The following is a 24,424-nucleotide window of genomic DNA, read 5'->3' on the forward strand; positions in this document are numbered from 1 at the left end:
GTTAATCCTTGCGGCGGTTGACCAGCCACTGCTGCCCGATGCCCAGAAGGTTCTGCACGAACCAGTACAAAACCAGGCCCGAGGGGAAGTTGATGAACATCACCGTGAAGATGACCGGCATGAGCATCATCATCTTCTGCTGGGTCGGGTCGCCGGTGGCGGGGCTCATCTTTTGGGTGATGAACATCGACGCGCCCATCAAGAGGGTCAACACCGGTATGCCATCGCCGACAAAAGGAATCTCGAAACCGATGGGCAGGCGGTCCGGGGCCGAAAGGTCGTTGATCCACAGCCAGAACGGCGCGTGGCGCAGCTCGATGGAGGAGCCCAGCACCTTGTAGAAGGCGATAAACACCGGAACCTGGGCCAGCATGGGCAGGCAGCCGCCCAGGGGGTTGACCTTGTAGGTCTTGTAGAGCTGCATGACCTGCTGGTTCATCTCTTGCTTGTCGTCTTTGTACTTCTCGCGGATCTTGGCTATCTGCGGCTGAAGCTTCTGCATCTTCTTCATCGACTCGTAGCTCTTGTTCTGCAGCGGCCAGAACAGCAGCTTGATCAGCACGGTGATGATGATGATGGCCACGCCGTAGTTGTTGACGTAATCGTGGAAGAAATTGAGGCCGGCCAGCATGGGCTTGGCGATGACGTCGAACCAGCCGAAGTCCACGGCCATGGCCAGCGAGTGTCCCAGGGGCTCCAGGACATGCAGCTCCTTGGGGCCGTAGTAGACCAGAAACTTGAGGTCCAGGCTCTGGCCGGCGTCCATGGGCAAAAGCGGGCTGACCAGGGTGGCGGTCATCAGCTTGGCGTCGGCCCAGCCGCGCGCGGAAGGCTTGCCCTGGGCCACGGCCGGCCAGGACTCGGGAGCCACCGCGCCCATGAAGTAGGGGATGCTCAGCGTCAGGCAGTCGATGGGCCCGGCCACCACCGGCGAGTCTTCCAGGTCGCCGTGGTCCAGTTCCTCCAGGCTGCCGCCGGCCACCACCTGCGAGCCGGTGAAGGCGTAGGAGTTGGCGTGCATCTTGGAGACGTACTCGGCCAGGATCAGCTCCGGGGTCAGCTCGATGCGGCCGGCGTTTTTGTTTTGCAGGCTGACGCTGAGCTGAAAGGCGTGGGAGTCGGGCCGGAAGGTGTAGGTCTTGACGACCCGCACGCCGGCGCTTTCGGCGCTGAAGCTGAGACTTTGGCCGGCGGCGGTGACCTCCAGGCGCTGGGCGCTGGCCTGGAAGGGTCGTTGGGCCAGATGGGGATCGAGCTTGACCAGGGCCAGGCCCAGGGCGTAGGGCTCGCTATCGGCCAGATCCAACAGGACCATCTCACCGCCCTGTTGGCCGGGTTTGGCGAAATAGTCCTTGAGCACCACCTTGCGCAGGGCCCCGCCCTTGGTCGAGAAAGTGGCGCGCATCAACGGAGTTTCGACGACAACGTCTTGATAGGCCGGCATGACCTGGGGCGCGGGGGCCGGCGCGGGCATGGCCGCCGGGGCCGGCGCGGCGGCCGTGGCTTGGGCGGTCTGGGCGGGGGTGGCCGTGGGCGCGGGGGCTTGCTTGGGCTCGGGTGGCATGACGAAAGTGGTCCAGGCGAACAGCACGGCCACGCTGATGACCAGGGCCAACACTACGCGTTTGGCGTCGGAGTCCATATATTTCTGCACCTTGGATGGGGCCCGGGGCCGCTGGCCCTAGGCCGGATCGTAACCGCCGGGATGGAATGGGTGACACTTGGCCAGCCGGATGGCGGCCTTGGCGCAGCCGCGCCAGAAGCCGTATTTTCGCAGGGCGTCGAGGGCGTAGTCGGAGCAGGTGGGCAAAAAGCGGCACTGGCGGCCCAACAGCGGGCTGAGCGTGAGCTGATAGGCCCGCACCAGCAGCCAGGCCAGGCCGGCGGCCCAGCCCATGCCTAGGGGCGGCAGCCAGCGGCCGAGCCGGCGCTGATTTTGCCAAAAGCCTCGCGTAGTTGCCGCCAGACGGACGAAAAATCCTGCCGATCGGCGCCACGCTGGACGATGACCAGCACGTCCACCGCCGGCGGCAGCAGCTCGCCCGAGCGCCGGAAAACCTCCCGCGCCAGGCGCTTGACCCGGTTGCGCCCAACCGCTCCGGCCACCTTGCGGCTGACGGTCAGCCCCAGCCTGGCCGGCCCCGGCGGGCCCGCTTTCCACACCACCAAAAAATGGTCGCACCTGTGCCTGCGGGCCCCGTTCCTCATCTGAAGAAACTGGCCCCGCGAGCGAAGGCGCGCCCGTTTGGGGAAAGACTGCCCCTGCGAAATCATTCCGGTCTGGTGGAATCACACCGAGAGCCTGGCCCTGCCCTTGGCCCGACGACGGGCCAGCACGGCGCGGCCGGCCTTGCTGCGGCTGCGGACCAGAAAACCGTGGGTGCGCTTGCGCTTGAGATTGCTGGGCTGGAAGGTTCGTTTCATTTTTCGACTCACTTTTGGCGCGGTTGCAAAAAACGGGCGCTACTGGCGAAACGGCATTGCTCACGGCCGCGGCGCGGCCCACGCCCAAGGGGCGCATCCTCCTTCGGCGCGGCCCTTGGCCCACGCCCGCAGCGGACGGCCCGACAAATAGGGAATTTAACCATAAGCCATGTGTGCTGTCAAACCGATCGGCGCTTGCGCGACCGGCCCAAGGCCGGTAGTCTTTATACCGTAAACCCGCCAAATCGCAAATTTTTGGTTGCCGGCCGGCGGGTGGTCTGTTACCTTGTGCGGCGACAAGTCGTTTGATTATACTGGGCTAGTCCCATCCCTGCCATCGAGTCTTTCAAGGAGCTGCAATGCTGCTGGATCCCATTCTCGGTATCTTCAGCAACGATATGGCCATAGACCTGGGCACCGCCAACACCCTGGTCTATGTGCGAGGCAAAGGCATCGTCCTGAGCGAACCCAGCGTGGTGGCCGTGCGTCAGGAGACCCGCGGCGGCAACCGGGTGCTGGCCGTGGGCAAGGAAGCCAAGATGATGTTGGGCCGCACGCCCGGCAACATCGTGGCCATTCGGCCGATGAAGGACGGCGTCATCGCCGATTTCGAGGTCACCGAGGCCATGCTTCGGCATTTCATCCGCAAGGTGCACAATCGGCGCAACTTGGTGCGCCCCAGAATAATCATCAGCGTGCCCAGCGGCATCACCCAGGTGGAAAAGCGCGCCGTGCGCGAAAGCGCCGAGAGCGCCGGCGCCCGCGAGGTCTACCTCATCGAGGAGCCCATGGCCGCGGCCATCGGCGCGGGCCTGCCCATCCAAGACCCCACCAGCAACATGGTCGTCGACATCGGCGGCGGCACCACCGAGGTGGCCGTGATCAGCCTGACGGGCGTGGTCTACTCCAAGAGCGTGCGCGTGGGCGGCGACAAGATGGACGAGGCCATCCTCCAGCACATCAAGCGCAAACACAACCTGCTCATCGGCGAACGCACCGCCGAGATGATCAAGACGACCATCGGCCACGCCTATCCGCTGGAGATGGCCGAGCAGGACAAAAACCTGGTCCAGGCCTCCATCGAGGTCAAGGGCCGCGACCTGATCACCGGCATCCCCAAGACGCTCGGCATCGATTCGGCCGAAATCCGCATGTCCATCAACGAGCAGATCGAAGCCATCGTCGAGACGGTCAAGATCGCCCTCGAGCAGACGCCGCCCGAGCTGGCCGCCGACATCGTCGACAACGGCATCGTGCTCACCGGCGGCGGAGCCCTGATCAAGGGCCTCAACGTCCTGCTGAGCCAGGAGACGGGCCTGCCCATCCAGACCACCGAGGATCCGCTTTCCACCGTGGTGCTGGGTTCGGGCATGTGCCTGGACAACCTGGACCTGCTGCGGGAGGTCATGATCCGCTAGCGCAAGACCACCGCCGGCCGGAGGGTGGCCTTGCCCCCCGGCCGGCCCGCACAAAGCCCGAGGCGACGCGTGAGCTTCTTCCGGCGCAACCGCTTTTCCCTGACGATCATCGTCCTGGTCCTGTCGGCGCTGGCGTTTTTTTCCTACAACGCCGGCCGCCCGGGCGCTTCGCCCGGCGTGGGGCGCTATCTGGTGGAGATCATCGCCCCGGCCCAGAAGGTCGTCACGGCGGTGGGCGACTTCATCGAAAACGTCTGGCGGCGCTACTTCGCCCTGGTCCAGGCGGCCAAGGAGAACGAAAAGCTTTCGTCGCTGGTCGACCAGATGCGCCAGGAAGTGGCCACCATGGAGGAGATGCGCCTGGAGAACGAGCGCCTGCGCGGGCTGCTGGGCCTGGAAGAGCGCACCCCCGAGCCCATGGTGGCCGCCCAGGTCGTCGGCGGCGATCCTTCCGGCTATTTCCGCACGGTGCTCATCGACCGCGGCGATGTCGGCGGCGTGGCCGCCACCATGCCCGTGGTCAACGCCGCCGGCGTGGTCGGCCGCGTGGTCTGGACCGGCCCCAACTACGCCAAGGTTCTATTGCTCACCGACCACAACTCGGGCGTGGACGTGCTGGTGCAGCGCACCAGGGCGCGGGGCGTGGTCCAGGGCGCGGGGCGCGACCTGCTCAAGCTCAAATACCTGCTGCACTCCGAGGAGGTCCGCCCGGGCGACAAGCTGATCACCAGCGGCGTGGAGGGCGTCTTCCCCAAGGGCCTGCTGGTGGGTTACGTGCTCAGCGCCAAGGCCACCGACAAGGGCGTGTTCCTGGACGTGGAGGCCCGCCCGGCGGTGGACTTCAACCGGCTGGAAGACGTGGTGGTGATCCTGGCCGGCCGCAAGTTGCCGGAGTAGCCATGTCGCGTTGGAACGAAGGCCCCGGCGAGGGCCATCAGGGCGAGGGCCGCGACTGGACGGCCGCCGCCGGCCTGGCCGTGGAGAGCGGCGGCGGCCGCGGGGTGGTGCTGCGCTGGCCGCGGGCGCTGGCCACGTTGATCATGGGCTATGTCATCGTGGCGCTTTCGCCCACGCTATTCGACTGGTGGAGCGTGGGGCCGTTGCAGTTGCAGCCGCTGGTGGTGGTCGTCGTCTCGGCGGGCTTTCGCCTGCCGTTGTGGCCGGCCGCGGCCCTGACCCTGTTTTTGGGCTATCTCACCGACCTCTGCTCGGGGCCGCCCCTGGGCATGCAGATGACCTCCTACGTGGTTGTTTTGTGCGCCTGCGCGGTGGCCGAGCGCAAGCTCGACATCAGCTCGTGGGCCTTGCAGATGCTGGCCGTGGGCCTGATGTCGTTGTTGCAGCAGGCGCTGGTGCTCACGGGCATGGCCCTGATGCACGAAGTCGGCGATCCGCTGGTGGAGCTGGCGGCCATGACCGTGGGCCACGCCTTGCTCTGCGCGCTGACGGCGCCGTTGTTTTTCGCCGCGCTGGAGGGGCTGGTGCGGCTGATCTCGCGGGTTTCGCCTTCGAGCGGCAAGGGCGGCCAGTGATGGGCGCCTGGGGCGAAAAGCGCGCGCGCCGCGGCCTGAGCCGCAACAAGGCCATCGACCCCGGTGAGATTCCCCAGGTGCGGCGGGCGCTTTTTGCCGCGGCGGCGTTGGTGGGCCTGGCCATGGCCGTGCTGGTGGGGAGGCTGTGGTACCTGCAGGTGCTGCACGGCGAGGAGTTTCGCCTGCTTAGCGAAAACAATCGCGTGCGCCTGGTGGACGTGCCGCCCAGCCGCGGCCTGATCTTCGACTGCAAGCGCCGCCTGCTGGCCGACAACCGGCCCACCTTCACCCTGGTGGCCGTGCCCGAGGACGTGCCGGATTGGGATCTGCTGACCCGACGCCTGCACGCCCTGATCGGCATCACGCCCCAGGAGGTCGCCGACGCCCGCAAGGCCGCCCGCGGCGCGCCGCCGTTCAAGGCCATGCGCCTGCGCTCCAACCTGGACCGCGACCAGTTGGCCAACCTGGAGACGTTTCAATACGAGCTGCCCGGCGTCAAGGTGATGGTGGAGTATCGCCGGGCCTATCTGGCGGCCAAGGAGACGGCCCACGTCATCGGCTACCTGGGCGAGATCAACGCCGAGGAGCTGAAAAAGGCCCCGCGCGAGCTTTATCGCATGGGCGACTACGTGGGCCGCGACGGCCTGGAGCGCAGCCGCGACCGGGTGCTGCACGGCGCGCGCGGCGTGCGTCAGGTCGAGGTCGACGCCGTCGGCCGCGAACTGAAGGTCCTCAGCGACAAGCCCGAGCGGCCCGGCCACGACCTGATCCTGACCCTGGACCTGGATCTGCAAAAGGCCGCGGCCGTGGGCATGGGCCAGCAGGTCGGGGCGGTGGTGGCCCTCAACCCCAAAAACGGCCAGGTTCTGTGCATGTATTCGGCCCCCAGCTTCGACCAGAACTCCTTCGTGCTGGGCATGAGCGGCGCCCAGTGGCAGGCCCTGTCCAAGGATCCCATGCACCCGCTCAAGCACCGGGCCATCAGCGGCGTCTATCCGCCGGGCTCGACCTACAAGATCATCACCTCGGCGGCCGGGCTCAGCGAAGGGGTCATCAACAAGGACACGCTCTATTTCTGCTCGGGCCAGATGTCGCTGGGCCGGCGCACCTACAAGTGCTGGGCCCACAAGCGCGGCGGCCACGGCAGCGTCAACCTGCACAAGGCCCTGCGCGAGTCGTGCGACGTCTATTACTATAGGGTGGGCAAAAGCCTGGGCGTCGACCGTCTGGCCAAATACGCCCGGGCCTTTGGCCTGGGCCGCGCCAGCGGCGTGCCGCTGCCCCACGAATCATCGGGGTTGATCCCCGACAGCGCCTGGAAGCGCAAGCGTTTCGGCGAGCCGTGGCAGGAGGGCGAAACCCTTTCGGTGGCCATCGGCCAGGGTTTCAACCTGACCACGCCCCTGCAACTGGCGCGCATGGTCGCGGTGGTGGCCAATGGCGGCCGGCTGGTGACGCCCACGCTGGTGGCGGCGGTGGTGCGGCCCGATGGCGGCGAGCCGGTGCCCGAGCCGCCGGGCATGATCAGCCGGACGCCCGTCTCCGATGAGCACCTGAAGCTGATTCACGAAGGCCTGGTGGCGGTGGTCAACGAGCCCCACGGCACGGCGTCGCGGGCGCGGGTCAAGGGGGTGACCGTGGCCGGCAAGACCGGCACGGCCCAGGTGGTGGCCCTGAAGTTCGAGCGCAAAAAAGGCGAGGAAACGCCGTGGCGCTTCCGCGATCACGCCCTTTTCGTGGCCTACGCCCCGGCCGAGGATCCGGAGATCGCCGTGTCCGTGGTGATCGAGCACGGCGGCCACGGCGGCTCCGACGCCGCCCCGGTGGCCCAGCGGGTGTTGGCCACCTATTTTCACGGCCCACAGCCGCTGCCGGAGGACGAGGCGGCCAAGGCGGCGGAGGCCGCCGGGCGGCCGGCGGGGCAGGGGACGACGGGCCAGCCGGCGGCCCCGGAGGCGGAGGGAGTCGACGGTGATTGATCGCCGGATGATCTACAATTTCGACTGGCTGACCCTGGCCCTGGTGGTGACCCTGGCCGGCTTGGGCGTTTTGAACCTCTACTCGGCGGCCAGCTCCTTCGAGCAGGCGGGCACGCCGGTTTACGTCAAGCAGATATATTGGTTCGGCCTGGGGCTGGTGGCCATGCTGGCGGTGGCGGCAGTGGGCTATCAGCGCCTGGCCAGCCTGTCCTACGTGCTCTACGCGGTGGTGGTGGCCTTTTTGGTGGCGGTGCTGCTGTGGGGCAAGGTGGTGGGCGGCGCGCAACGCTGGCTGGTGATGGGCCCGTTGGGCCTGTTTCAGCCCTCGGAGCTGGCCCGCCTGGCCATGGTGCTGGTGCTGGCCCAATACTTCCAGCGTCACGACAACGGCCGGCCCTACACCCTGCGGCGCCTGATCATCCCGCTGGCCCTGGCCGCCGCGCCGGCGGCGCTGATCCTCAAGCAGCCAGACCTGGGCACGGCGATCATGGTGCTGGCGGTCTCGGGCTCGGTGATCCTGATCAACGGCGTCAAGACGAGCACGCTGCTGATCTCGTCGGGTGCGGTGCTGGCGGTGCTGCCGGTGGCTTGGAACTTCCTCAAGGACTATCAGAAGCGGCGCATTTTCAGCTTCCTCGACCCGGAGGCCGACCCGCTGGGCGCGGCCTACCACCTGATCCAGTCCAAGATCGCCGTGGGCTCGGGCCAGTTCTGGGGCAAGGGCTTCATGGCCGGCACCCAGACGCAGCTACATTTCCTGCCCGAGCAGCACACCGACTTCGCCTTCAGCGTTTTGAACGAGGAGTGGGGCTTCGTGGGCGGCGTGCTGGTGTTGTGCCTGCTGACGGCCCTGATCCTGCGCGGCGTCCTGCAGGCCTCGCGGGCCAAGGACCGCCTGGGCCTGTTGTGCGTCATCGGCGGCACGGCGCTGATTTTCTGGCCGACGGTGATCAACGTGGCCATGATCCTGGGCCTGGCCCCGGTGGTGGGCATCCCGCTGCCGTTCGTCAGCTACGGCGGCTCGTCGATGCTGACGATCATGGCCGCGGTGGGCCTGATCCAGAGCGTGACCATGCGGCGCTACGTGTTTCATTGAAATGGACGGGGGCCGCGCCGATTGGCGGGCGTTTTTGTTTTACAACCGGCCGGCGCTCATGCAACGATATGCCTGAATCGCGGCGGATGGAGAGTGTTGCGCTTTGGCATGGTTTTCACGGCGGCCCGATGGCGGGCAAGGTGATTCGGCGCGATCTGGGAGGGACACAGTGAGGCGGCGGCGTGGTTCGTCCAGCGGTGAAGTCAGCGTGCTTTTAGGCGGCGCCAGCAACATCGAGGGCAAGCTCAACTTCAAGGGCCAGGCCCGGCTTGATGGCGTTTTCAAAGGCGAGATCGTCGGCGAGGGCACCTTGATCGTCGGGCCCGGGGCCAACGTGGAGGCGCGGATTCTGGCCACCGCCGTGGAGATCAGCGGCGTGGTGGTCGGCGACATCGAGGCCACCGAGCGCATCGAGCTGCGCGCGCCGGGCAAGCTGGTGGGCAACATCGTGGCCCCGTTGGTGGTCATGGACGAGGGCGTGGTCTTCGAGGGCAACTGCCGCATGGCCGGCGATGGCGGCGATTCGTCGCCAAAAGTGCGGCTTATCGCCGGCGACAACAAATAAGCGCGCGCAACCGCTCGAAGTCGTAAAAGAAAGGCCCGCCGCGTCCGGCCGCAAAAAACTTTTGACAGTGGTTGTGAAATATTGTAGAAAGTCGCAATTCGTCTAAGTGGGAACAAAGACCTTCCTTTTATGGTGCGAGGAAGCCGTGTTCCGCTGGGCGCATTCTTAACCCAGTCATGCACAAACTATAGTAGCAAGGCGGAGCCAGGGCCCACGAGGGCGCCTTGTGACCTCTGGAGAGGAAGAGCCTATGATCAGCATCATTCCCGACGCCTCAGTCTTCATCCAGATCGCCAACTTCGTCGTGCTGGTTGTGGCGCTGAACTACCTGCTTTTCAAGCCTATCCGTGGCGTCATCGCCCAGCGGGCCGAAAAGATGGCCATGCTCGGCAGCGACATCGCCGCCGCCACCGACGGCGCCCAGGCCAAGGGCGAGGCGATGAACGCCGAGCTGGCCGAGGCGCGGCGTCAGGGCCAGGCCCTGAAGGAGCAGCAGAAGGCCGAGGCCCACAGCCAGGAGCGCTCCGTGGTCGAGGCGGCGACAAAGGAAATGGAGCAAGCCGTGGCCAAGGTCCGCGCCCAGATCGCCGAGGAGATCGGCCAGGCGCGCGAGGAGCTCAAGGCCCAGGTTCGCGGCTTCGGCCAGGATTTGGCCCAGAAGATTCTTGGGAGGAGCATCCAGTGAAGAGCGGGGTCAAAATACGCGTCCTGGCTCTGCTGGGCGCTTTGATGTTGGTGTTGAGCCTGGCCTCGTGGTCGATGGCCAGCGACGGCGCCGCCGGCGCGGAGACGGTCGAGCAGGTCGAGGCGCACGTGGGCGACGAGAACATGGAGGCCCAGGGCCATGGTCACGGCGTGACCGAGGGCCAGCTCCACGACTTCATCCTGCGTTGCGTCAACTTCGGCCTGTTGGTGATCATCCTGCTGGTGCTGGTGCGCAAGCCCGTCAAGAACGCCTTGGCCGCCCGTAGCGAAGGCATCGCCACCGAGCTGGACGAGCTGGCCCGGCGCAAGGAAGAGGCCGCCCGCGAGTTGGCCGAAATGGAGCGCCGCCTGCGCGACGCCCAGGGCGAGCGCGAGGCCATCGTGGCCGAATTCCGCGCCCAGGGCGAGCGCGAGGCCCAGCGCATCGTCGAGGGCGCCAAGGCCATGGCCCAGCGCATCAAGGACCAGGCCCAGTTCACCATCGAGCAGGAAACCAACCAGGCCAAGCTTGAGCTGCGGCGCGAGATCGCCGACCTGAGCGCCACGGTGGCCGGCGACATTCTGCGCGAGCAGATCACCGCCGACGACCGGGCCCGCCTGGTGAGCGAGTACTTGACCAAGGTGGAGCAGGAGGTACAGTGACCAGCTTTATTGTGGCCAAGCGGTACGCCAAGGCTTTGCTGGAACTAGGCAGGGAGGACGGCAACACCGAGTTGTACGGCAAGGAGCTGGGCGCGGTGGCCCAGATGCTGGCCGACTCGGCGGAGTTGGAGTCGACGCTGGTCAATCCGGGCTTCGACTTCGACAGCCGCAAGAAGCTCCTGGCCGCCATCCTGCAAAAACTGGGCGTCAGCCCCATGGTCGCCAATTTCTTCCGCCTGTTGATGGACCGGGGCCGCATCGCGGCCGCGCGGGACATCGCCTTGACCTACGGCCTGTTGCTGGACGAGGTCAACGGAGTCACCAGGGCGGAGGTGCGCACCGCGGCGGCGTTGAATGAGGAAGAAGTAAAGCGCCTGACCCAATCGTTGAAGTCTGTAGCGAGGCGTGAGGTGGCTTTGGAAGTTATCGAGGATCCCAGCTTGATTGGCGGAGTCGTGGCCAAGATTGGTGACTTGGTCTTGGACGGTTCGGTCAAAACCCAGCTGGCGAACTTGAAAGAATCCTTGAGAAGGGGTGATTACGCCTGATGCAGATCAAAGCCGAAGAAATCAGTCAGGTCATCCGAGAGCAGATCAAAGACTACGACAAGAAGGTCGAAGTCGCCGAGACCGGCACTGTTCTCTCGGTGGGTGACGGAATCGCCCGTATCCACGGCGTGGAAAAGGCAATGGCCGGCGAGTTGCTGGAGTTCCCTGGCGGAATTCTGGGCATGGTCCTCAACCTTGAAGAGGACAACGTCGGCGTGACCATCATGGGCGATTGCGAACACATCAAGGAAGGCGACACGGTCAAACGCACCGGTCGCATCGCCGAGGTTCCGGTGGGCGAGGCCGTCATCGGCCGCGTCATCGACCCGGTGGGCAATCCCCTCGACGGCAAGGGCCCGATCAACGCGAAAGAGGCCCGCCGCATCGAGATGATCGCCCCCGGCGTCGTGCAGCGCAAGAGCGTCCACGAACCGATGTACACCGGCCTCAAAGCCATCGACGCCATGACGCCCGTGGGCCGCGGTCAGCGCGAGCTGGTCATCGGCGACCGCCAGATCGGCAAGACCGCCGTCCTGGTCGACGCCATCATCAACCAGAAGGGCCAGGACGTCTACTGCATCTACGTGGCCGTCGGCCAGAAGAAATCCACCGTGGCCCAGGTCGTCGACACCCTGACCCGCCACGGGGCCATGGAATACACCTGCGTGGTCTCGGCCTGCGCCTCCGACCCCGCCACCTTGCAGTACATCGCCCCCTACTCGGGCTGCGCCATCGGCGAATACTTCCGCGACAGCGCCCGTCACGCGCTGATCTGCTACGACGACCTGAGCAAGCAGGCCGTGGCCTATCGCCAGATTTCGCTGTTGCTGCGCCGTCCGCCGGGACGCGAGGCCTTCCCCGGCGACATCTTCTATAACCACAGCCGCCTGCTCGAGCGCGCCGCCAAGCTCAACGACGAGCTGGGCGCCGGTTCCTTGACGGCCCTGCCGGTCATCGAGACCCAGGCCGGCGACGTCTCGGCCTACATTCCCACCAACGTGATCTCCATCACCGACGGCCAGATCTACCTGGAGCCACGCCTGTTCTTCTCGGGCGTGCGCCCGGCGATCAACGTCGGCCTGTCGGTCTCGCGGGTGGGTGGCGCGGCCCAGTGCAAGGCCATGAAGCAGGTGGCCGGCACCCTGCGCCTGGACTTGGCCCAGTACCGCGAGCTGGAGGCCTTCGCCCAGTTCGGCTCCGACCTGGACAAGGCCACCCAGGCCCAGCTCAACCGCGGCATGCGCCTGGTTGAGATCCTCAAGCAGCCCCAGTATCAGCCGCTGCCCATGGTCAAGCAGGTGACGATCCTCTTCGCCGGCACCCGCGGCTTTTTGGACAAACTGCCGGTGGCCAAGCTGGGCGAGTACGAAAAGCAGCTCTACGAGTTCATCGAGAGCAAGCACGCCGGCGTCTTCGCCGAGCTGCAGGCCAAGCAGGCCATTGACGCCGAACTGGAAGGCAAGATGAAGGCGGTCCTCGAAGAGTTCGACCGCATCTTCTCTGCCCAGCTGTAACGCTTATGGCATCACTTCGCGACATACAAACCAAGATCTCCGCGGTCAAAAAGACCAGGCAGATCACCAAGGCCATGAACATGGTGGCCACGGCCAAGCTGCGCCAGGTGCAAGGCAAGACCGAGGCCTTCCGGCCCTACGCCACCAAGTTCCGCGAGGTCTTGGGCAGCCTGTCGCAGGGCGTCGACCCCGAAATCCACCCCCTCCTGGCCCAGCCGGAGGTGGTCGAGAACGTGGGCCTGATCGCCCTGTCGGCCGACCGCGGATTGTGTGGATCCTTCAACGCCGGCCTGATCGACAAGACGCAGAAGTTCATCAACGAAACCAAGGCCAACGGCCGCGGCCTGAAGATCTACGCCGTGGGCCGCCAGGTCGGCGACTATCTGCGCAAACGCAACATCGAGACGGCCCAGCGGCTCAGCGGCGCCATGAACGTGGTCGACTTCGACCTGGCCACCCAGGTGGGCGGCTTTGCGCTGGACCCCTTCCTGGCCGGCGAGGTGCAAGAGGTCTACATCATCTTCTCGCAGTTCATGGGCATGGGCCGGCAGGCGCCGACGGCGCTGAAACTGCTGCCCATCGAGCCGGAGGCGGCCTCCGAGGCGAGCGCGGCCGGCGCGGCCGAGTATCTGACCGAGCCATCGGCCGAGGAAATCCTGGTGGAATTGCTCCCGCGTTACCTCAACGTCACCATCTACCGCGCCCTGCTGGAGACCGCCACCAGCGAACACGCGGCCCGCATGACGGCCATGGACAACGCCACCAGGAACTGCAAGGACATGATCGAGCGCCTGACCCTGGCCTACAACAAGGCCCGCCAGGCGGCGATCACCACCGAGCTGATGGACATCATCGGCGGCGCCGAGGCCCTCAAGCAGGGCTGACGAGCAAAATAATCACGCTTCTTATGGAGGCTAGTTCATTATGAGCGTCGGCAAAATAACCCAGGTCATCGGGCCCGTCATCGACGTGGAGTTCCCCGAGGGCGAGCTGCCGGAGATCCTCACGGCCCTGTTGGTCACCAATAAAGGCATCAACGACCAGGAAGACAACCTGGTGGTCGAAGTGGCCCAGCACCTTGGCGACAACGTCGTCCGCTGCATCGCCATGGACGTCACCGAGGGCTTGCAGCGCGGTCTGCCGGTCAAGAACACCGGCAAGCCCATCCAAATGCCCGTGGGCGACGCGATTTTGGGCCGCGTGCTCAACGTCGTGGGCCGGCCCGTGGACGGCCTGGGCCCGGTCAACGCCAAGGAATACTTCCCCATTCACCGCCCGGCCCCCAGCCTGGTCGACCAGGACACCTCGGTCAACGTGCTCGAGACCGGCGTCAAGGTCATCGACCTGCTGGTGCCCTTTCCCCGCGGCGGCAAGATGGGCATGTTCGGCGGCGCGGGCGTGGGCAAGACCGTCATCATGATGGAAATGATCCACAACATCGCCATGCAGCACGGCGGCATCTCGGTGTTCGCCGGCGTGGGCGAGCGCACCCGCGAGGGCAACGACCTCTACCACGAAATGAAGGACTCGGGCGTCATCAGCAAGGCCGCCCTGGTCTACGGCCAGATGACCGAGCCGCCCGGCGCCCGCGCCCGCGTGGCCATCTCGGCCCTGACCACCGCCGAATACTACCGCGACGTGCAGGGCCAGGACGTGCTCTTGTTCGTCGACAACATCTTCCGCTTCACCCAGGCCGGCTCCGAGGTCTCGGCGTTGCTTGGCCGCATGCCTTCGGCGGTCGGTTATCAGCCGACCCTGGGCACCGACCTTGGCGAGCTGCAGGAGCGCATCACCTCCACCACCAAGGGCTCGATCACCTCGGTGCAGTGCGTCTACGTGCCCGCCGACGACTTGACCGACCCGGCCCCGGCCACCACCTTCGCCCACTTGGACGGCACCGTGGTGCTCAGCCGCCAGATTTCCGAGCTGGGCATCTACCCCGCCGTGGACCCGCTGGACTCCACCAGCCGCATCCTCGACCCCAACTACCTGGGCGAGGAGCACTATGGCGTGGCTCGCAAGGTGCAGATGATCCTGCAGAAATACAAAGACCTGCAAGACATCATCGCCATCCTGGGCATGGACGAGCTCAGCGACGAGGACAAGATCACCGTGCACCGCGCACGGCGCATCCAGCGCTTCCTCTCGCAGCCCTTCCACGTGGCCGAGGTCTTCACCGGCATGGCCGGCGCCTATGTCAAGCTGGAGGACAACATCCGCAGCTTCAAGGAGATCCTCGAAGGCAAGGCCGACGACCTGCCCGAGCAGGCCTTCCACATGGTGGGCAACATCGACGACGCCCGCGCCAAGGCCGAGCGTTTGGCCCAGATGTAGACGGGACCGGAGTGACCAATGGCCAATAAGATACTGCTGGAAGTCGTCACCCCCGACAAGCTCCTGCTCAGCAAGGAGGTCGAGGCGGTTGTGGCCACCGGCGTGGACGGCGAGTTCGGCGTGCTTTACGGGCACGTGCCCTTCCTGGCCACCCTGGATATCGGCGAACTGCGCTTCCGCGACGGCGCGCACACCGACTACGCGGCCATCGCCGGCGGTTTCGCCGAGGTCACGGGGAGCAAGGTCACGGTTCTGGCCGAGGCCGCCGAACTGGCCCGGGAAATCGACGTCGACCGCGCCCAACGCGCCCGCGAAAAGGCCGAGCAGCGCTTGGCCAAGGTGAAGGGCGAGGACATGGAATACATCCGCGTGGAGGCCGCCCTCAAGCGGGCGATGCTGCGCATGCGGATCGTGCAGCGCGGCCAGGCTTAGGCGCGGCCGCCCTTTGTCACAATCATGAGCGCCGGGCGGAGCGTATCCGCCCGGCGCTTTTTCCATCAACGCCATCCTCGCCCGCGGCGCGCCGCGCGGAAAAAATCATGAGCAAGCAACGAAAAATTATCAGCGCCCTTTTGGGCTTGACCGTCCTGGGCCTGTTGGCCAACGTGCTTTACGCCATCTTCAGCAAGGATCTGCCCCTGGCGGCGGTCACCTACAACATCGGCTACGCCGAGGACATCGGCCTGGCGCTTTTTTATTTCATCCTGGGCCTGTTGATCTTTTTGGCCACCTTGTTCGCCCACGTGCTGTTCACGCGGCGGGGGCTGTTGCGCCTGGCGCTGGTGCTGGCCTCGCTGGTCGTGTCGCTGGTGCTCTTCGAGCTGGCGCTGATTCCCTTCAACCTGGTGTTCAACTCGGGCCGCGCCCTGGAGTTCAACTTCGAGCACACCCGCCGGGAGGCCGAGAAGAACCCGCACCTCAAGGGCACTTGGACGGCCAAGGTCAACTGGTTGCAAAAGGACGACGAGATCGGTTATCAGCCGTTGCTGGGCCCGGGCTTTCCCTACTCCGAGCATGGCGCGCTGCACAACGGCTATGACCCGGTCAAAAGGCCGGGCCTGACGCGGGTGCTGTTTTTGGGCGATTCGATCTGCGCGCTGGGGTTTTTAACCGAATATTGCAAGGAAATCGCCGGGCTGGCCAATTACGACTATTGGACGATGGGCGTCTATGGCTATTCCACCCGCCAGGAGCTGATCTATTTCCAGCGCAACGGCCTGAAGCTGCGCCCAGACGTGGTCATCCTGGAGTTTTGCCTCAACGACTGGGACGGCACGCCGGTGGTGCTCAAGGACGAGGGCGGCTACACTGTCATCGCCAACACCTACGTGGGCGCCCAGCACATAAACTATTGGCTTTACAAGCATTCAACGCTATACCGCGTCTATGTGTCGCTGAAGGCCTCCTTCACCAACCGGGCCAGCCTGCAAGACGACGTGCGCGAAAACATCGCGCTGCTGCAAAGGCTCAGCCGGCAGCACGGCTTCGCCCTGCGCGTGGTGGTCTACCCCGAGCTGGAGAAGCTGACCCTGTGGCCGGAAAACTTCCGGCGGCAGCGGGCCGACATCCTCAAGATACTGGATGAGCTGGGCATCGAACACTACGACGTGGCTCCGATGATGGACCGCCAGCTACAACGCCACTCCCGCGACTGGGCCCGCCTGGAGCCCACCGACCACTTCCATCCTTCGCGGGCCCTGAGCCGGTTGATCGCCGAGGAGGTCGTCGAGCGCGGTTACCTGCGGCCATGAAAAAATTGGCGCAAGGCTAGTAACGACGGGCGGGCGATGTTACGCTTTAGCCCGCGCGGACCATGCCGGCCGCGCGGGAGGGACCGAAACCGATGAACGCCCCGGGGACCAATCCCAGCGAGCTTGCCGTGGTCATTCTGGCCGCCGGCAAGGGCACGCGCATGAAGTCCGATCTGCCCAAGGTTTTGCATCCCCTGGCCGGCCGGCCGTTGCTGGGCCATGTCCTGGCCCTGGCCGATGCGCTGGGGGCCAGCCGCAAGGTGGCGGTGATCGGCTATCAGGCCCAGCTTGTCCGCCAGGCCTTCGCCGCGCGTGGCGATCTGCTCTACGCCGTGCAAGAGCCCCAACTGGGCACCGGCCACGCCATGATGGCCGCCGCGCCGGCCTTGGCCGGTTTTGCCGGACGGGTGCTGGTGCTCTATGGCGACGTGCCCTGCCTGCGCGCCGAAACCTGCCGCCGCCTGCTGGCCGAGCACGACCGCCAAGGCAACGCCATGACCGTGCTGGCCATGGAGCTGGAGCGGCCCGGGGCTTACGGCCGCTTGATCGCCGGCGCGGACGGCAGGTTGCGGGCCATCGTCGAGGCCCGCGACGCCAGCCCCGCGCAACTGGCCGTGCGCCTGGTCAATTCGGGCATTTATGTGTTCGAGGCGGCGGCGCTTTTGGGCAATCTCGCGGCCATCCGCCCGGACAACGATCAGCAAGAGTATTATCTCACCGACATGGCCGGCATCCTGGGGGGCTTGGGCCTGGCGGTGGGCTACGTGATCTGCCCCGATCCCGACGAGGTGGCCGGCGTCAACTCCAAGGACGAATTGGCCCAACTGGAAGCGCGCCTGGCCGCCGGCCGCGGCGCGGTGGGAGCATAGGCAAATGTGTGGCATTATCGGCTACATCGGCCCCAAAGACCCGGTTGAGGTGATCATGGAAGGCCTCAGCCGCCTGGAGTACCGCGGCTATGATTCGGCCGGCTTGGCCGTCATCGACCAGGGCGGGTTTGTCGTGCGGCGGGCCACCGGCAAGCTGGAGGGCCTGCGCCAACGCCTGGCCCTGGAGCCGGTGCATGGCACGATCGGCATGGGCCACACCCGCTGGGCCACCCACGGCCGGCCCTGTGAGGCCAACGCCCACCCCCACCTGGCCGGCGACGTGGCCGTGGTGCATAACGGCATCATCGAAAATTATCTGGAGCTCAAGCGCGAGTTGCAGGCCGAGGGCCGCCAGTTCAGCTCCGACACCGACACCGAGATCGTCGCCCACCTGGTCCAGCGCGAGCTCGATCACGGCGCGGTCGATCTGCCCCAGGCCGTCAGCCGGGCCCTGGGCCAGATCCGCGGCTCCTACGCCCTGGTCATCCTGGACCGCCGGCGGCCCGACTTGATGATCGGCGCGCGCAAGGATTCGCCGCTGATTCTGGGCCTGGGCCAGCAGCCGGGCGAGTTTTTCCTGGCCTCGGACGTGCCGGCCTTTTTGTCGCATAGCAACCAGGTGGTGTTTTTGGACGACGGCGATCTGGTGACGATCAGCCACGGCGGCTACCAGATCGAAAGCCTGCTGGGCCCGGCCAAGGAGCACGCCGTCACCACCATCAGTTGGTCGCCGGCCATGGCCGAAAAGGCCGGCTTCAAACATTTCATGCAAAAAGAGATCTTCGAGCAGCCCCGCGCCCTGACCGACACGCTCACCGGGCGGGTCAAGGCCGGCTCCGAGGAGATTTTCCTGCCCGACCTGGGCCTGAGCGAAGGCGACCTGCGCCAGGCCAAGCGCATGGTTTTGCTGGCCTGCGGCACCAGTTATCACGCGGCGCTGGTGGCCAAGTTCGCCATCGAGGGCCTGGCCCGCATGCCCGCCGAGGTGGACCTGGGCTCCGAGTTCCGCTACCGCGACCCGCTGGTGGGGCCGGGCGACATCGTGGTGGCCATCAGCCAATCGGGCGAGACCGCCGACACCCTGGCCGCCGTGCGCGAGGCCCGAGCCAAAGGCGCGCGGGCGGTGGGCGTGTGCAACGTGTTGGGCTCGACGCTCACCCGCGAGACCGACGGCGTGGTCTACACCCACGCCGGGCCCGAGATCGGCGTGGCCTCAACCAAGGCCTTCACCACCCAGTTGATGGCGCTATACATCCTGGCCATCCACCTGGGCCGGACGCGGGGCGTGCTGGACGCCGGGGCCACGCGCCGCCTGGTCGATCAACTGGTGCTGTTGCCGGGGCTGGTCCAACAGACGTTGGAGCGCGAGGAAGAGGTGCGCAAGGTGGCCGAGGCCTATTGCCAGGCCTCGGATTTTTTGTACCTTGGCCGGGGCAACTGTTTCCCCATCGCCCTGGAAGGCGCGCTGAAGCTGAAGGAAATCAGCTATATTCACGCCGAGGGCTATCCGGCCGGCGAGATGAAGCACGGACCAATCGCCCTCATCGACGAAAAAATGCCGGTGGTCGTCCTGGCCAACCAGACCGACGTGCTGGAAAAGGTGCTCTCCAACATGGAGGAGGTGCGCGCCCGGGGCGGCAAGCTCATCGCCGTCACCGAGGAGGACAACCGCTCGGCCCAGGCCTTGGCCGACGCCATCATCACCGTGCCCAACACGCCGCCCCTTTTGGCGCCGGTGACCATGGTCACGCCGCTGCAGTTGCTGGCCTATCACGTGGCCGTGCTGCGCGGCACGGACGTGGACCAGCCACGCAATCTGGCCAAGAGCGTCACGGTGGAGTAAGTTCGTAAAAAAACATAGGAAAATTTACAAAACTATTGACCGGGCACGGCCGTTGCCCTAAATTGATACATAGGAACGAGGGCCAGAATCCCATGGAAATTGCCGTGTTTGCTCGTCTGGAACAAAAAGTTGAGGCTCTGCTGGAGCGGCTGGCGGCTCTGAAGGAAGAAAATTCGGAGCTGATGAAACTCTACAACGAGAAAGACAGCGAAGCGACCGAGCTGAAACGCCAGCTGGCCGCCCAGGAAGCCGAACGCGAGCAAGTACGGCAGAGGATAGAAAATCTGGTGGCCAAACTGGAACAGATATAGCGGCGGTCGCATATGGCCGGCGTTAAGGTAGAGATTCTAGGCAGCGAATATGTCTTGCGCTCGGACAGGGGAGAGGCCCAGGTCAGGCGGGTTGCCGGCTACCTGGACGACCGTCTGAGCGAGGTGCTGTCTTCGACCACGACGTCTTCGACCCTGGCAGCAACAGTTTTGGCCGCCCTGAACATCACCAGCGAGCTTCTTTCGTTGAAGGACGAAAGGGAAAGCCTGCTTAGGGAGATTGAGGTCAGAGCGGAACGGCTTGCGCAAAGAATTGACCAAGCCGTAAAAGCAAGTTAATCCCTGCGCTGTTCGTGGACTGGCAAGAAGCATTTTTGAGCCAACACTTATATAAAGGGCCCAATGCCACTGAGCCATGGGGGCGGCGCCGCACGCGGATGCCCGAACCGGCCTCACGCCGGGCCCACCTGTTTCGACAGGTTCAAAACACGCTTGCCGCACGGCAGAGGCGGGGATCTTTAAGCGCTTCGATAAGACGCTGTATTTACGAGCTAAAGGCGCAAATGAGCGCTTTGTCTCCATTGACGATGATCGCCGCCAGCCAGCCGATGGGCCACCAAGATGCCTGTGGCAGGGCGGCGCACCCGGCGGAAGCGGGGCCCAGCCGCGCTTCCGGCGTTGATCCCCGCTGGCGCGGGCCGGGGCGTCCATCGAGATAACTTGTCGTAAATACTAGCCTTATCGCGCCGTAAGGCGGGCCTGGCCCGCCGCCGGGATCCGGCGCGCTTGCCGCATGGCCTCAACCTCCTTGCCGCGACCAAGGAGGATCCATGAACGAAGCACTGTGGTTGCTGGTCGCCCTGCTCGCCGCTGGCGGCGGAGTGGCGGCTGGCTATGTCTTTCGCAAAAAGCAGGCGGCCGCTCGCCTGCAATCAGTTGAAATCCTTAGCCAAAAAATCGTCGACGACGCCCGCCGCGAGGCCGAGACCCTCAAGAAAGAGGCCCTGATCCAGGCCAAGGACCAGCTCTACCAACTCAAGCTGGAGTTCGAACACGAAGGCAAGGAGCGCCGCGCCGAACTGGCCCAGGTCGAAAAACGCCTCAGCCAGAAGGAAGAGCTGCTCGACAAGCGCGCAGAGGCCCTCGAAACCCGCGAAAACGAGCTCTCGCGCCGCGAAACCTCGGTGGGCGACAAGGAAAAACACCTGGAGAAAAAGCGCGCCGAGATCGACCAGATGGCCAGCCAGCAAAAAGAGATGCTGGAGCGCATCGCCGGCCTGACCCAAGATGAAGCCAAGGCCCAGCTCGAGGAAAGCGTCGTCTCCGAGGCCCGCCACGAAGCGGCCAAGACCATCCGGCGCATCGAAAGCGAAACCCGCGAGTCCGCCGCCAAGAAATCCCAGGAAATCCTGGCCCTGGCCTGCAAGCGCTACGCCGGCGACTACGCCGTCGAAAAAACCGTCAGCGTCGTCAATCTGCCCTCCGAGGAGATGAAAGGCCGCATCATCGGCCGCGAGGGCCGCAACATCCGGGCCATCGAGGCGGCCTGCGGCATCGACCTGATCATCGACGACACCCCCGAGGCCGTGATCATCAGCGGCTTCAACCCCATGCGCCGCGAGATAGCCCGCCTCAGCCTGGAGCGCCTGATCTCCGACGGCCGCATTCACCCGGCGCGCATCGAGGAGATCGTCAAGAAGGTCTCCACCGAGGTCGAGGCCAGCATCAAGGAGGCCGGCGAGCAGGCCACCTTCGACGTGGGCGTCCACGGCATCCATCCCGAGCTGGTCAAGTTGCTGGGCCGGCTGCGCTATCGCTCGTCCTATTCGCAGAACGTCTTGCAGCACTCCATCGAGGTGGCCTTCCTCTCGGGGATCATGGCCGCCGAACTTGGCATCAACCCCAAGCAGGCCCGCCGCGCCGGCCTGCTGCACGACATCGGCAAGGCCGTCGACCACGAGATCGAAGGGCCCCACGCCCTCATCGGCCAGGACTTGGCCAAGCGTTTCAACGAAAAGCCCCACATTGTCCACGCCATCGCCGCCCATCACGAGGATCTGCCGCCCGAGACCGTCCTCGACGTCATCGTCCAGGCCGCCGACGCCCTCAGCGGGGCCAGGCCCGGCGCGCGGCGCGAGATGCTCGAATCATACGTCAAGCGCCTGGAGGAACTGGAGGCCATCGCCAACGCCCACCACGGCGTGGCCAACTCCTACGCCATCCAGGCCGGCCGCGAGGTGCGCATCGTCCTCGAACCCGAAAAGACCAGCGACGAGGACGCCGTGATGATCTCCCGCGACGTGGCCCGCAAGATCGAGGAAGAGCTGATGTATCCCGGCCAGATCAAGGTCACCGTTATCCGCGAGACCAGGGCGGTGGATTTCGCCAAATAAACCCGGCCGCGCCACGACCAAGCACCAAGCACGGGCCGCGACCAAAAAGCGGCCCGTGACTTTTTTATGAGGAGGCGAGCCATGAAGCTGACCATCCTGCACATCGGCGATATCTTCGGCGCGGCCGGCCGCCAGGCCCTGGCCGCCCTGTTGCCCGGCCTCAAGGCCAGCCTGCGGCCGGACCTGGTCATCGCCAACGGCGAAAACTCGGCCGGCGGCATCGGCATCACCCCCGAGACCGCCGGCGAGATCTTCCTGGCCGGCGTCGACGTCATCACCACCGGCAACCACGTCTGGCGACACCGCGAGATCGAGGCCCTGCTCGACGACGAACCACACCTCCTGCGGCCCCACAACTACCCCGGCGACGCGCCGGGCCGCGGCTGGGTCATCGCTCGCACCCAGGCCGGGCCGCCCGTGGGCGTGCTCAACCTGGAAGGCCGCGTCTTCATGAGCCAGCTCGACTGCCCCTTTGCCTGCGCCGAGGAAATCCTGGCCGGCCCCCTGGCCCAGACCCCGGTGATCATCGTGGATTTCCACGCCGAGGCCACCAGCGAAAAAGCCGCCCTGGCCTGGCGGCTGGACGGCCGCGTCTCCGCCGTGCTGGGCACCCACACCCACGTGCCCACCGCCGACGAACGCATCCTGCCCGGCGGCACGGCCTTTCAATCGGATGTGGGCATGACCGGCCCCCACGACTCCATCATCGGCGTCGAGACCGAAGTGGCCATCCAGCGCTTTCTCACCGCCCGGCCGGCCCGCTTTCGCGCCGCCGAGGAAAACCCCCGCCTGCAAGCCACCGTCGTCGAGGTCGACGCCGCCACCGGCGCGGCCCTGCACATCCAACGCATCGACGCGCCCCTGAGCGAGCGGCCCGGGCAACCCTGACGACCGCCGCTTCAAGCCCGCGCCGATCCGTGGTATCATAATCTCCGACCGCCAGCGCCGGCGGCCCAACGCCGCGCGGAACACCCGCGCCTTTTCTCACAGCGGATGACGATCATGAACCTCTACGACACCTACGCCAGCCGGGGCTTCATCGAGCAATGCTCCGACGCCCAAGCCCTGCGCCAGCTCTTCCAAACCGAGCGCGTCACCGGCTACATCGGCTTCGACCCCACCGCCACCAGCCTCCACGTGGGCTCGCTGGTGCCCATCATCAGCCTGATGCACCTGCAACGGGCCGGTCACCGGCCCCTGGTCCTGGTCGGCGGCGGCACCGGCATGGTCGGAGACCCCTCCGGCAAAACCGAGATGCGCAAGCTCCTGACCATCGAGCAAATCAGCCAGAACGTCGCCGCCTTGCAAAATCAGCTCAGCCGCTTTCTCGACTTCGGCCCCGGCCAAGCCCAGATGATCAACAACGCCGACTGGCTGCTGAAGCTAAACTACATCGAGTTCCTGCGCGACACCGGCCGCCACTTCTCGGTCAATCGCATGCTCCAACAAGAATCCGTCAAGCTGCGCCTGGCCCAGGAGACCGGCCTGTCCTTCATCGAATTCAACTACATGATCCTCCAAGCATACGATTTCATGTATCTATCCCACGCCATGGACTGCAAGCTGCAAATGGGCGGCAACGACCAGTGGGGCAACATCGTCATGGGCATCGACCTGGCCCGCCGCGTCCACGGCAACACCGTGCACGGCCTGACCTTTCCCCTGCTCACCACCGCCTCCGGTCAGAAAATGGGCAAAACCCACGCCGGCGCCATCTGGCTCGACCCCGAACGCACCAGCCCCTACGAGTTCTATCAATATTGGGTCAACACCCACGACCAAGACGTCGAACGATTCCTAAAACTCTTCACCTTCCTGCCCCTCGACCAGATCGCCGAACTGGCCGCCCTGCAAGGCGCGGCCATCAATCAGGCCAAACAAACCCTGGCCCGCGAAGTGACAACCATCGTCCACGGCCAACAAGCCGCCGCCGAAGCCCAGGCCGCCGCCCAAGCCGCCTTCGCCGGCCAAGGCGACGCCGATGGCGTGCCCGCAACCAACATCGATCGCGCAACCCTCCAGGCCGGACTGCCAGCCTTCTCCCTCCTCGTCCAAACCGGCCTGGCCAAAACATCCTCCGACGCCCGCCGACTCATCAGCCAAGGCGGCGCATACGTCGGACAAAACCGCATCGATGCCTTCGACCAAATCATCTCCCTGGCCCACGCCAACCCAGACGGCGCTATCTGGCTCCGCGCCGGTAAGAAAAAACACCACCGCATCGTGCCTGTTTGATGAAGACTTGCGGGGGGAACCTTTTTCTTTTGTGCCAAAAGAAAAAGGTTCCCCCCGCACCCCCCTCCAAAAAGAAAAGCCCCGCATCGATTGCTTCGCAATCGATGCGCGTCGTTTTCATTTTCGCGGCGGCTTCGCGGGTAGCCTTGTTGCTTTGCATTCCATGAAATTGCTTCGCAATTTCATGGCATAAACAAAAGCACCTTTCCCCTCTTAACTCTTTCCTTTTTCCGGGCGCAACCAACCTTGACCGTAGCTCCCGGTGGGCCGGCGCCCGGCCTGGCAAGGCGGGGCCGGCGCCTGGCCT

The 24,424-nt window shown here is 65.4% G+C and carries 25 protein-coding genes and 1 other RNA gene; 22 read left to right on the forward strand and 4 right to left on the reverse strand.

The window, feature by feature from the left end; all coding sequences use genetic code 11:
• Position 1: 1 nt before the first annotated feature.
• Genes yidC through rpmH form a run of 4 tightly spaced genes read right to left on the reverse strand, consistent with a single transcriptional unit; the run spans position 2 to position 2,424 of the window.
• On the reverse strand, positions 2-1,642 hold the full coding sequence (gene yidC, locus DEBA_RS01340) for a membrane protein insertase YidC (RefSeq protein ID WP_013257105.1): 1,641 nt from the start codon (positions 1,640-1,642) through the stop codon (positions 2-4).
• A 39-nt stretch (positions 1,643-1,681) separates the two neighbouring features.
• A complete protein-coding gene (gene yidD / locus DEBA_RS01345) occupies positions 1,682-1,897 on the reverse strand; it encodes a membrane protein insertion efficiency factor YidD (protein WP_013257106.1) in 216 nt (71 codons plus the stop codon).
• Between the two features lie 2 nt (positions 1,898-1,899).
• On the reverse strand, positions 1,900-2,274 hold the full coding sequence (gene rnpA, locus DEBA_RS01350) for a ribonuclease P protein component (RefSeq protein WP_013257107.1): 375 nt from the start codon (positions 2,272-2,274) through the stop codon (positions 1,900-1,902).
• Positions 2,275-2,289: 15 nt separating this feature from the next.
• The gene (rpmH, locus tag DEBA_RS01355) at positions 2,290-2,424 is read right to left on the reverse strand and encodes a 50S ribosomal protein L34 (protein WP_013257108.1); all 135 of its coding nucleotides are present in this window, start codon (positions 2,422-2,424) and stop codon (positions 2,290-2,292) included.
• Positions 2,425-2,783: 359 nt separating this feature from the next.
• Here rpmH and DEBA_RS01360 point away from each other — a divergent pair, with 359 nt between their 5' ends.
• The 22 genes from DEBA_RS01360 (at position 2,784) to tyrS (ending at position 24,117) form a co-directional block, all read left to right on the forward strand.
• The gene (locus tag DEBA_RS01360; RefSeq protein WP_013257109.1) at positions 2,784-3,842 is read left to right on the forward strand and encodes a rod shape-determining protein; all 1,059 of its coding nucleotides are present in this window, start codon (positions 2,784-2,786) and stop codon (positions 3,840-3,842) included.
• A 69-nt stretch (positions 3,843-3,911) separates the two neighbouring features.
• A complete protein-coding gene (gene mreC / locus DEBA_RS01365) occupies positions 3,912-4,739 on the forward strand; it encodes a rod shape-determining protein MreC (RefSeq protein ID WP_013257110.1) in 828 nt (275 codons plus the stop codon).
• A 2-nt stretch (positions 4,740-4,741) separates the two neighbouring features.
• Complete coding sequence (mreD, locus tag DEBA_RS01370) at positions 4,742-5,374, forward strand: rod shape-determining protein MreD (protein WP_013257111.1); 633 nt, start codon at positions 4,742-4,744, stop codon at positions 5,372-5,374.
• Complete coding sequence (gene mrdA, locus DEBA_RS01375; protein ID WP_013257112.1) at positions 5,374-7,353, forward strand: penicillin-binding protein 2; 1,980 nt, start codon at positions 5,374-5,376, stop codon at positions 7,351-7,353. The genes mreD and mrdA overlap by 1 nt, the downstream gene beginning before the upstream one ends.
• The gene (gene rodA / locus DEBA_RS01380) at positions 7,346-8,449 is read left to right on the forward strand and encodes a rod shape-determining protein RodA (RefSeq protein ID WP_013257113.1); all 1,104 of its coding nucleotides are present in this window, start codon (positions 7,346-7,348) and stop codon (positions 8,447-8,449) included. Before mrdA ends, rodA begins: the two co-directional genes overlap by 8 nt.
• 169 nt (positions 8,450-8,618) lie before the next feature.
• Complete coding sequence (locus DEBA_RS01385; RefSeq protein ID WP_013257114.1) at positions 8,619-9,014, forward strand: bactofilin family protein; 396 nt, start codon at positions 8,619-8,621, stop codon at positions 9,012-9,014.
• A 250-nt stretch (positions 9,015-9,264) separates the two neighbouring features.
• Entirely contained in the window at positions 9,265-9,699 is a 435-nt protein-coding gene (locus tag DEBA_RS01390; RefSeq protein ID WP_013257115.1) for an ATP synthase F0 subunit B, read from the forward strand.
• A complete protein-coding gene (atpF, locus tag DEBA_RS16650) occupies positions 9,696-10,361 on the forward strand; it encodes a F0F1 ATP synthase subunit B (RefSeq protein WP_013257116.1) in 666 nt (221 codons plus the stop codon). Before DEBA_RS01390 ends, atpF begins: the two co-directional genes overlap by 4 nt.
• On the forward strand, positions 10,358-10,909 hold the full coding sequence (gene atpH / locus DEBA_RS01400) for an ATP synthase F1 subunit delta (RefSeq protein ID WP_013257117.1): 552 nt from the start codon (positions 10,358-10,360) through the stop codon (positions 10,907-10,909). The genes atpF and atpH overlap by 4 nt, the downstream gene beginning before the upstream one ends.
• Positions 10,909-12,423: a F0F1 ATP synthase subunit alpha gene (gene atpA, locus DEBA_RS01405; RefSeq protein ID WP_013257118.1), complete on the forward strand. Its 1,515-nt coding sequence runs from the start codon at positions 10,909-10,911 to the stop codon at positions 12,421-12,423. The genes atpH and atpA overlap by 1 nt, the downstream gene beginning before the upstream one ends.
• A 5-nt stretch (positions 12,424-12,428) precedes the next feature.
• Positions 12,429-13,307: an ATP synthase F1 subunit gamma gene (gene atpG / locus DEBA_RS01410; RefSeq protein WP_013257119.1), complete on the forward strand. Its 879-nt coding sequence runs from the start codon at positions 12,429-12,431 to the stop codon at positions 13,305-13,307.
• A 40-nt stretch (positions 13,308-13,347) separates the two neighbouring features.
• Positions 13,348-14,757 (forward strand): F0F1 ATP synthase subunit beta, encoded by a 1,410-nt coding sequence (gene atpD / locus DEBA_RS01415; RefSeq protein ID WP_013257120.1) that lies wholly within the window; start codon positions 13,348-13,350, stop codon positions 14,755-14,757.
• An 18-nt stretch (positions 14,758-14,775) separates the two neighbouring features.
• Positions 14,776-15,189 (forward strand): F0F1 ATP synthase subunit epsilon, encoded by a 414-nt coding sequence (locus DEBA_RS01420; protein ID WP_013257121.1) that lies wholly within the window; start codon positions 14,776-14,778, stop codon positions 15,187-15,189.
• Positions 15,190-15,296: 107 nt separating this feature from the next.
• Positions 15,297-16,508 carry an SGNH/GDSL hydrolase family protein gene (locus DEBA_RS01425; protein WP_013257122.1) on the forward strand — a complete coding sequence of 404 codons (1,212 nt, stop codon included), beginning with the start codon at positions 15,297-15,299 and terminating at the stop codon, positions 16,506-16,508.
• Between the two features lie 92 nt (positions 16,509-16,600).
• Positions 16,601-17,377 carry a sugar phosphate nucleotidyltransferase gene (locus DEBA_RS01430; protein WP_013257123.1) on the forward strand — a complete coding sequence of 259 codons (777 nt, stop codon included), beginning with the start codon at positions 16,601-16,603 and terminating at the stop codon, positions 17,375-17,377.
• A 4-nt stretch (positions 17,378-17,381) separates the two neighbouring features.
• Positions 17,382-19,220 carry a glutamine--fructose-6-phosphate transaminase (isomerizing) gene (gene glmS, locus DEBA_RS01435; RefSeq protein WP_013257124.1) on the forward strand — a complete coding sequence of 613 codons (1,839 nt, stop codon included), beginning with the start codon at positions 17,382-17,384 and terminating at the stop codon, positions 19,218-19,220.
• Between the two features lie 92 nt (positions 19,221-19,312).
• Positions 19,313-19,531 carry a cell division protein ZapB gene (locus DEBA_RS01440; RefSeq protein WP_013257125.1) on the forward strand — a complete coding sequence of 73 codons (219 nt, stop codon included), beginning with the start codon at positions 19,313-19,315 and terminating at the stop codon, positions 19,529-19,531.
• Positions 19,532-19,543: 12 nt separating this feature from the next.
• Complete coding sequence (locus tag DEBA_RS01445; protein ID WP_013257126.1) at positions 19,544-19,828, forward strand: cell division protein ZapA; 285 nt, start codon at positions 19,544-19,546, stop codon at positions 19,826-19,828.
• Positions 19,826-20,008: non-coding RNA, 6S RNA (gene ssrS, locus DEBA_RS17555), on the forward strand. The genes DEBA_RS01445 and ssrS overlap by 3 nt, the downstream gene beginning before the upstream one ends.
• Before the next feature lie 311 nt (positions 20,009-20,319).
• Entirely contained in the window at positions 20,320-21,882 is a 1,563-nt protein-coding gene (rny, locus tag DEBA_RS01450; RefSeq protein ID WP_013257127.1) for a ribonuclease Y, read from the forward strand.
• An 81-nt stretch (positions 21,883-21,963) separates the two neighbouring features.
• The gene (locus tag DEBA_RS01455; RefSeq protein ID WP_013257128.1) at positions 21,964-22,770 is read left to right on the forward strand and encodes a TIGR00282 family metallophosphoesterase; all 807 of its coding nucleotides are present in this window, start codon (positions 21,964-21,966) and stop codon (positions 22,768-22,770) included.
• 114 nt (positions 22,771-22,884) lie between these two features.
• Positions 22,885-24,117 (forward strand): tyrosine--tRNA ligase, encoded by a 1,233-nt coding sequence (gene tyrS, locus DEBA_RS01460; protein ID WP_013257129.1) that lies wholly within the window; start codon positions 22,885-22,887, stop codon positions 24,115-24,117.
• Positions 24,118-24,424: the final 307 nt, after the last annotated feature.

The sequence above is a fragment of the Desulfarculus baarsii DSM 2075 genome, assembly GCF_000143965.1.
Taxonomy (GTDB): domain Bacteria; phylum Desulfobacterota; class Desulfarculia; order Desulfarculales; family Desulfarculaceae; genus Desulfarculus; species Desulfarculus baarsii.

Excerpts from the sequence above, each read along its gene's own strand:
- yidC (WP_013257105.1), bottom strand. The coding sequence starts at position 1,642 with ATGGACTCCGACGCCAAACGCGTAGTGTTGGCCCTGGTCATCAGCGTG.
- yidD (WP_013257106.1), bottom strand. The coding sequence starts at position 1,897 with ATGGGCTGGGCCGCCGGCCTGGCCTGGCTGCTGGTGCGGGCCTATCAG.
- rnpA (WP_013257107.1), bottom strand. The coding sequence starts at position 2,274 with ATGATTTCGCAGGGGCAGTCTTTCCCCAAACGGGCGCGCCTTCGCTCG.
- rpmH (WP_013257108.1), bottom strand. The coding sequence starts at position 2,424 with ATGAAACGAACCTTCCAGCCCAGCAATCTCAAGCGCAAGCGCACCCAC.
- DEBA_RS01360 (WP_013257109.1), top strand. The coding sequence starts at position 2,784 with ATGCTGCTGGATCCCATTCTCGGTATCTTCAGCAACGATATGGCCATA.
- mreD (WP_013257111.1), top strand. The coding sequence starts at position 4,742 with ATGTCGCGTTGGAACGAAGGCCCCGGCGAGGGCCATCAGGGCGAGGGC.
- mrdA (WP_013257112.1), top strand. The coding sequence starts at position 5,374 with ATGGGCGCCTGGGGCGAAAAGCGCGCGCGCCGCGGCCTGAGCCGCAAC.
- DEBA_RS01390 (WP_013257115.1), top strand. The coding sequence starts at position 9,265 with ATGATCAGCATCATTCCCGACGCCTCAGTCTTCATCCAGATCGCCAAC.
- atpA (WP_013257118.1), top strand. The coding sequence starts at position 10,909 with ATGCAGATCAAAGCCGAAGAAATCAGTCAGGTCATCCGAGAGCAGATC.
- atpG (WP_013257119.1), top strand. The coding sequence starts at position 12,429 with ATGGCATCACTTCGCGACATACAAACCAAGATCTCCGCGGTCAAAAAG.
- atpD (WP_013257120.1), top strand. The coding sequence starts at position 13,348 with ATGAGCGTCGGCAAAATAACCCAGGTCATCGGGCCCGTCATCGACGTG.
- DEBA_RS01420 (WP_013257121.1), top strand. The coding sequence starts at position 14,776 with ATGGCCAATAAGATACTGCTGGAAGTCGTCACCCCCGACAAGCTCCTG.
- DEBA_RS01425 (WP_013257122.1), top strand. The coding sequence starts at position 15,297 with ATGAGCAAGCAACGAAAAATTATCAGCGCCCTTTTGGGCTTGACCGTC.
- DEBA_RS01430 (WP_013257123.1), top strand. The coding sequence starts at position 16,601 with ATGAACGCCCCGGGGACCAATCCCAGCGAGCTTGCCGTGGTCATTCTG.
- glmS (WP_013257124.1), top strand. The coding sequence starts at position 17,382 with ATGTGTGGCATTATCGGCTACATCGGCCCCAAAGACCCGGTTGAGGTG.
- DEBA_RS01440 (WP_013257125.1), top strand. The coding sequence starts at position 19,313 with ATGGAAATTGCCGTGTTTGCTCGTCTGGAACAAAAAGTTGAGGCTCTG.
- DEBA_RS01445 (WP_013257126.1), top strand. The coding sequence starts at position 19,544 with ATGGCCGGCGTTAAGGTAGAGATTCTAGGCAGCGAATATGTCTTGCGC.
- rny (WP_013257127.1), top strand. The coding sequence starts at position 20,320 with ATGAACGAAGCACTGTGGTTGCTGGTCGCCCTGCTCGCCGCTGGCGGC.
- DEBA_RS01455 (WP_013257128.1), top strand. The coding sequence starts at position 21,964 with ATGAAGCTGACCATCCTGCACATCGGCGATATCTTCGGCGCGGCCGGC.
- tyrS (WP_013257129.1), top strand. The coding sequence starts at position 22,885 with ATGAACCTCTACGACACCTACGCCAGCCGGGGCTTCATCGAGCAATGC.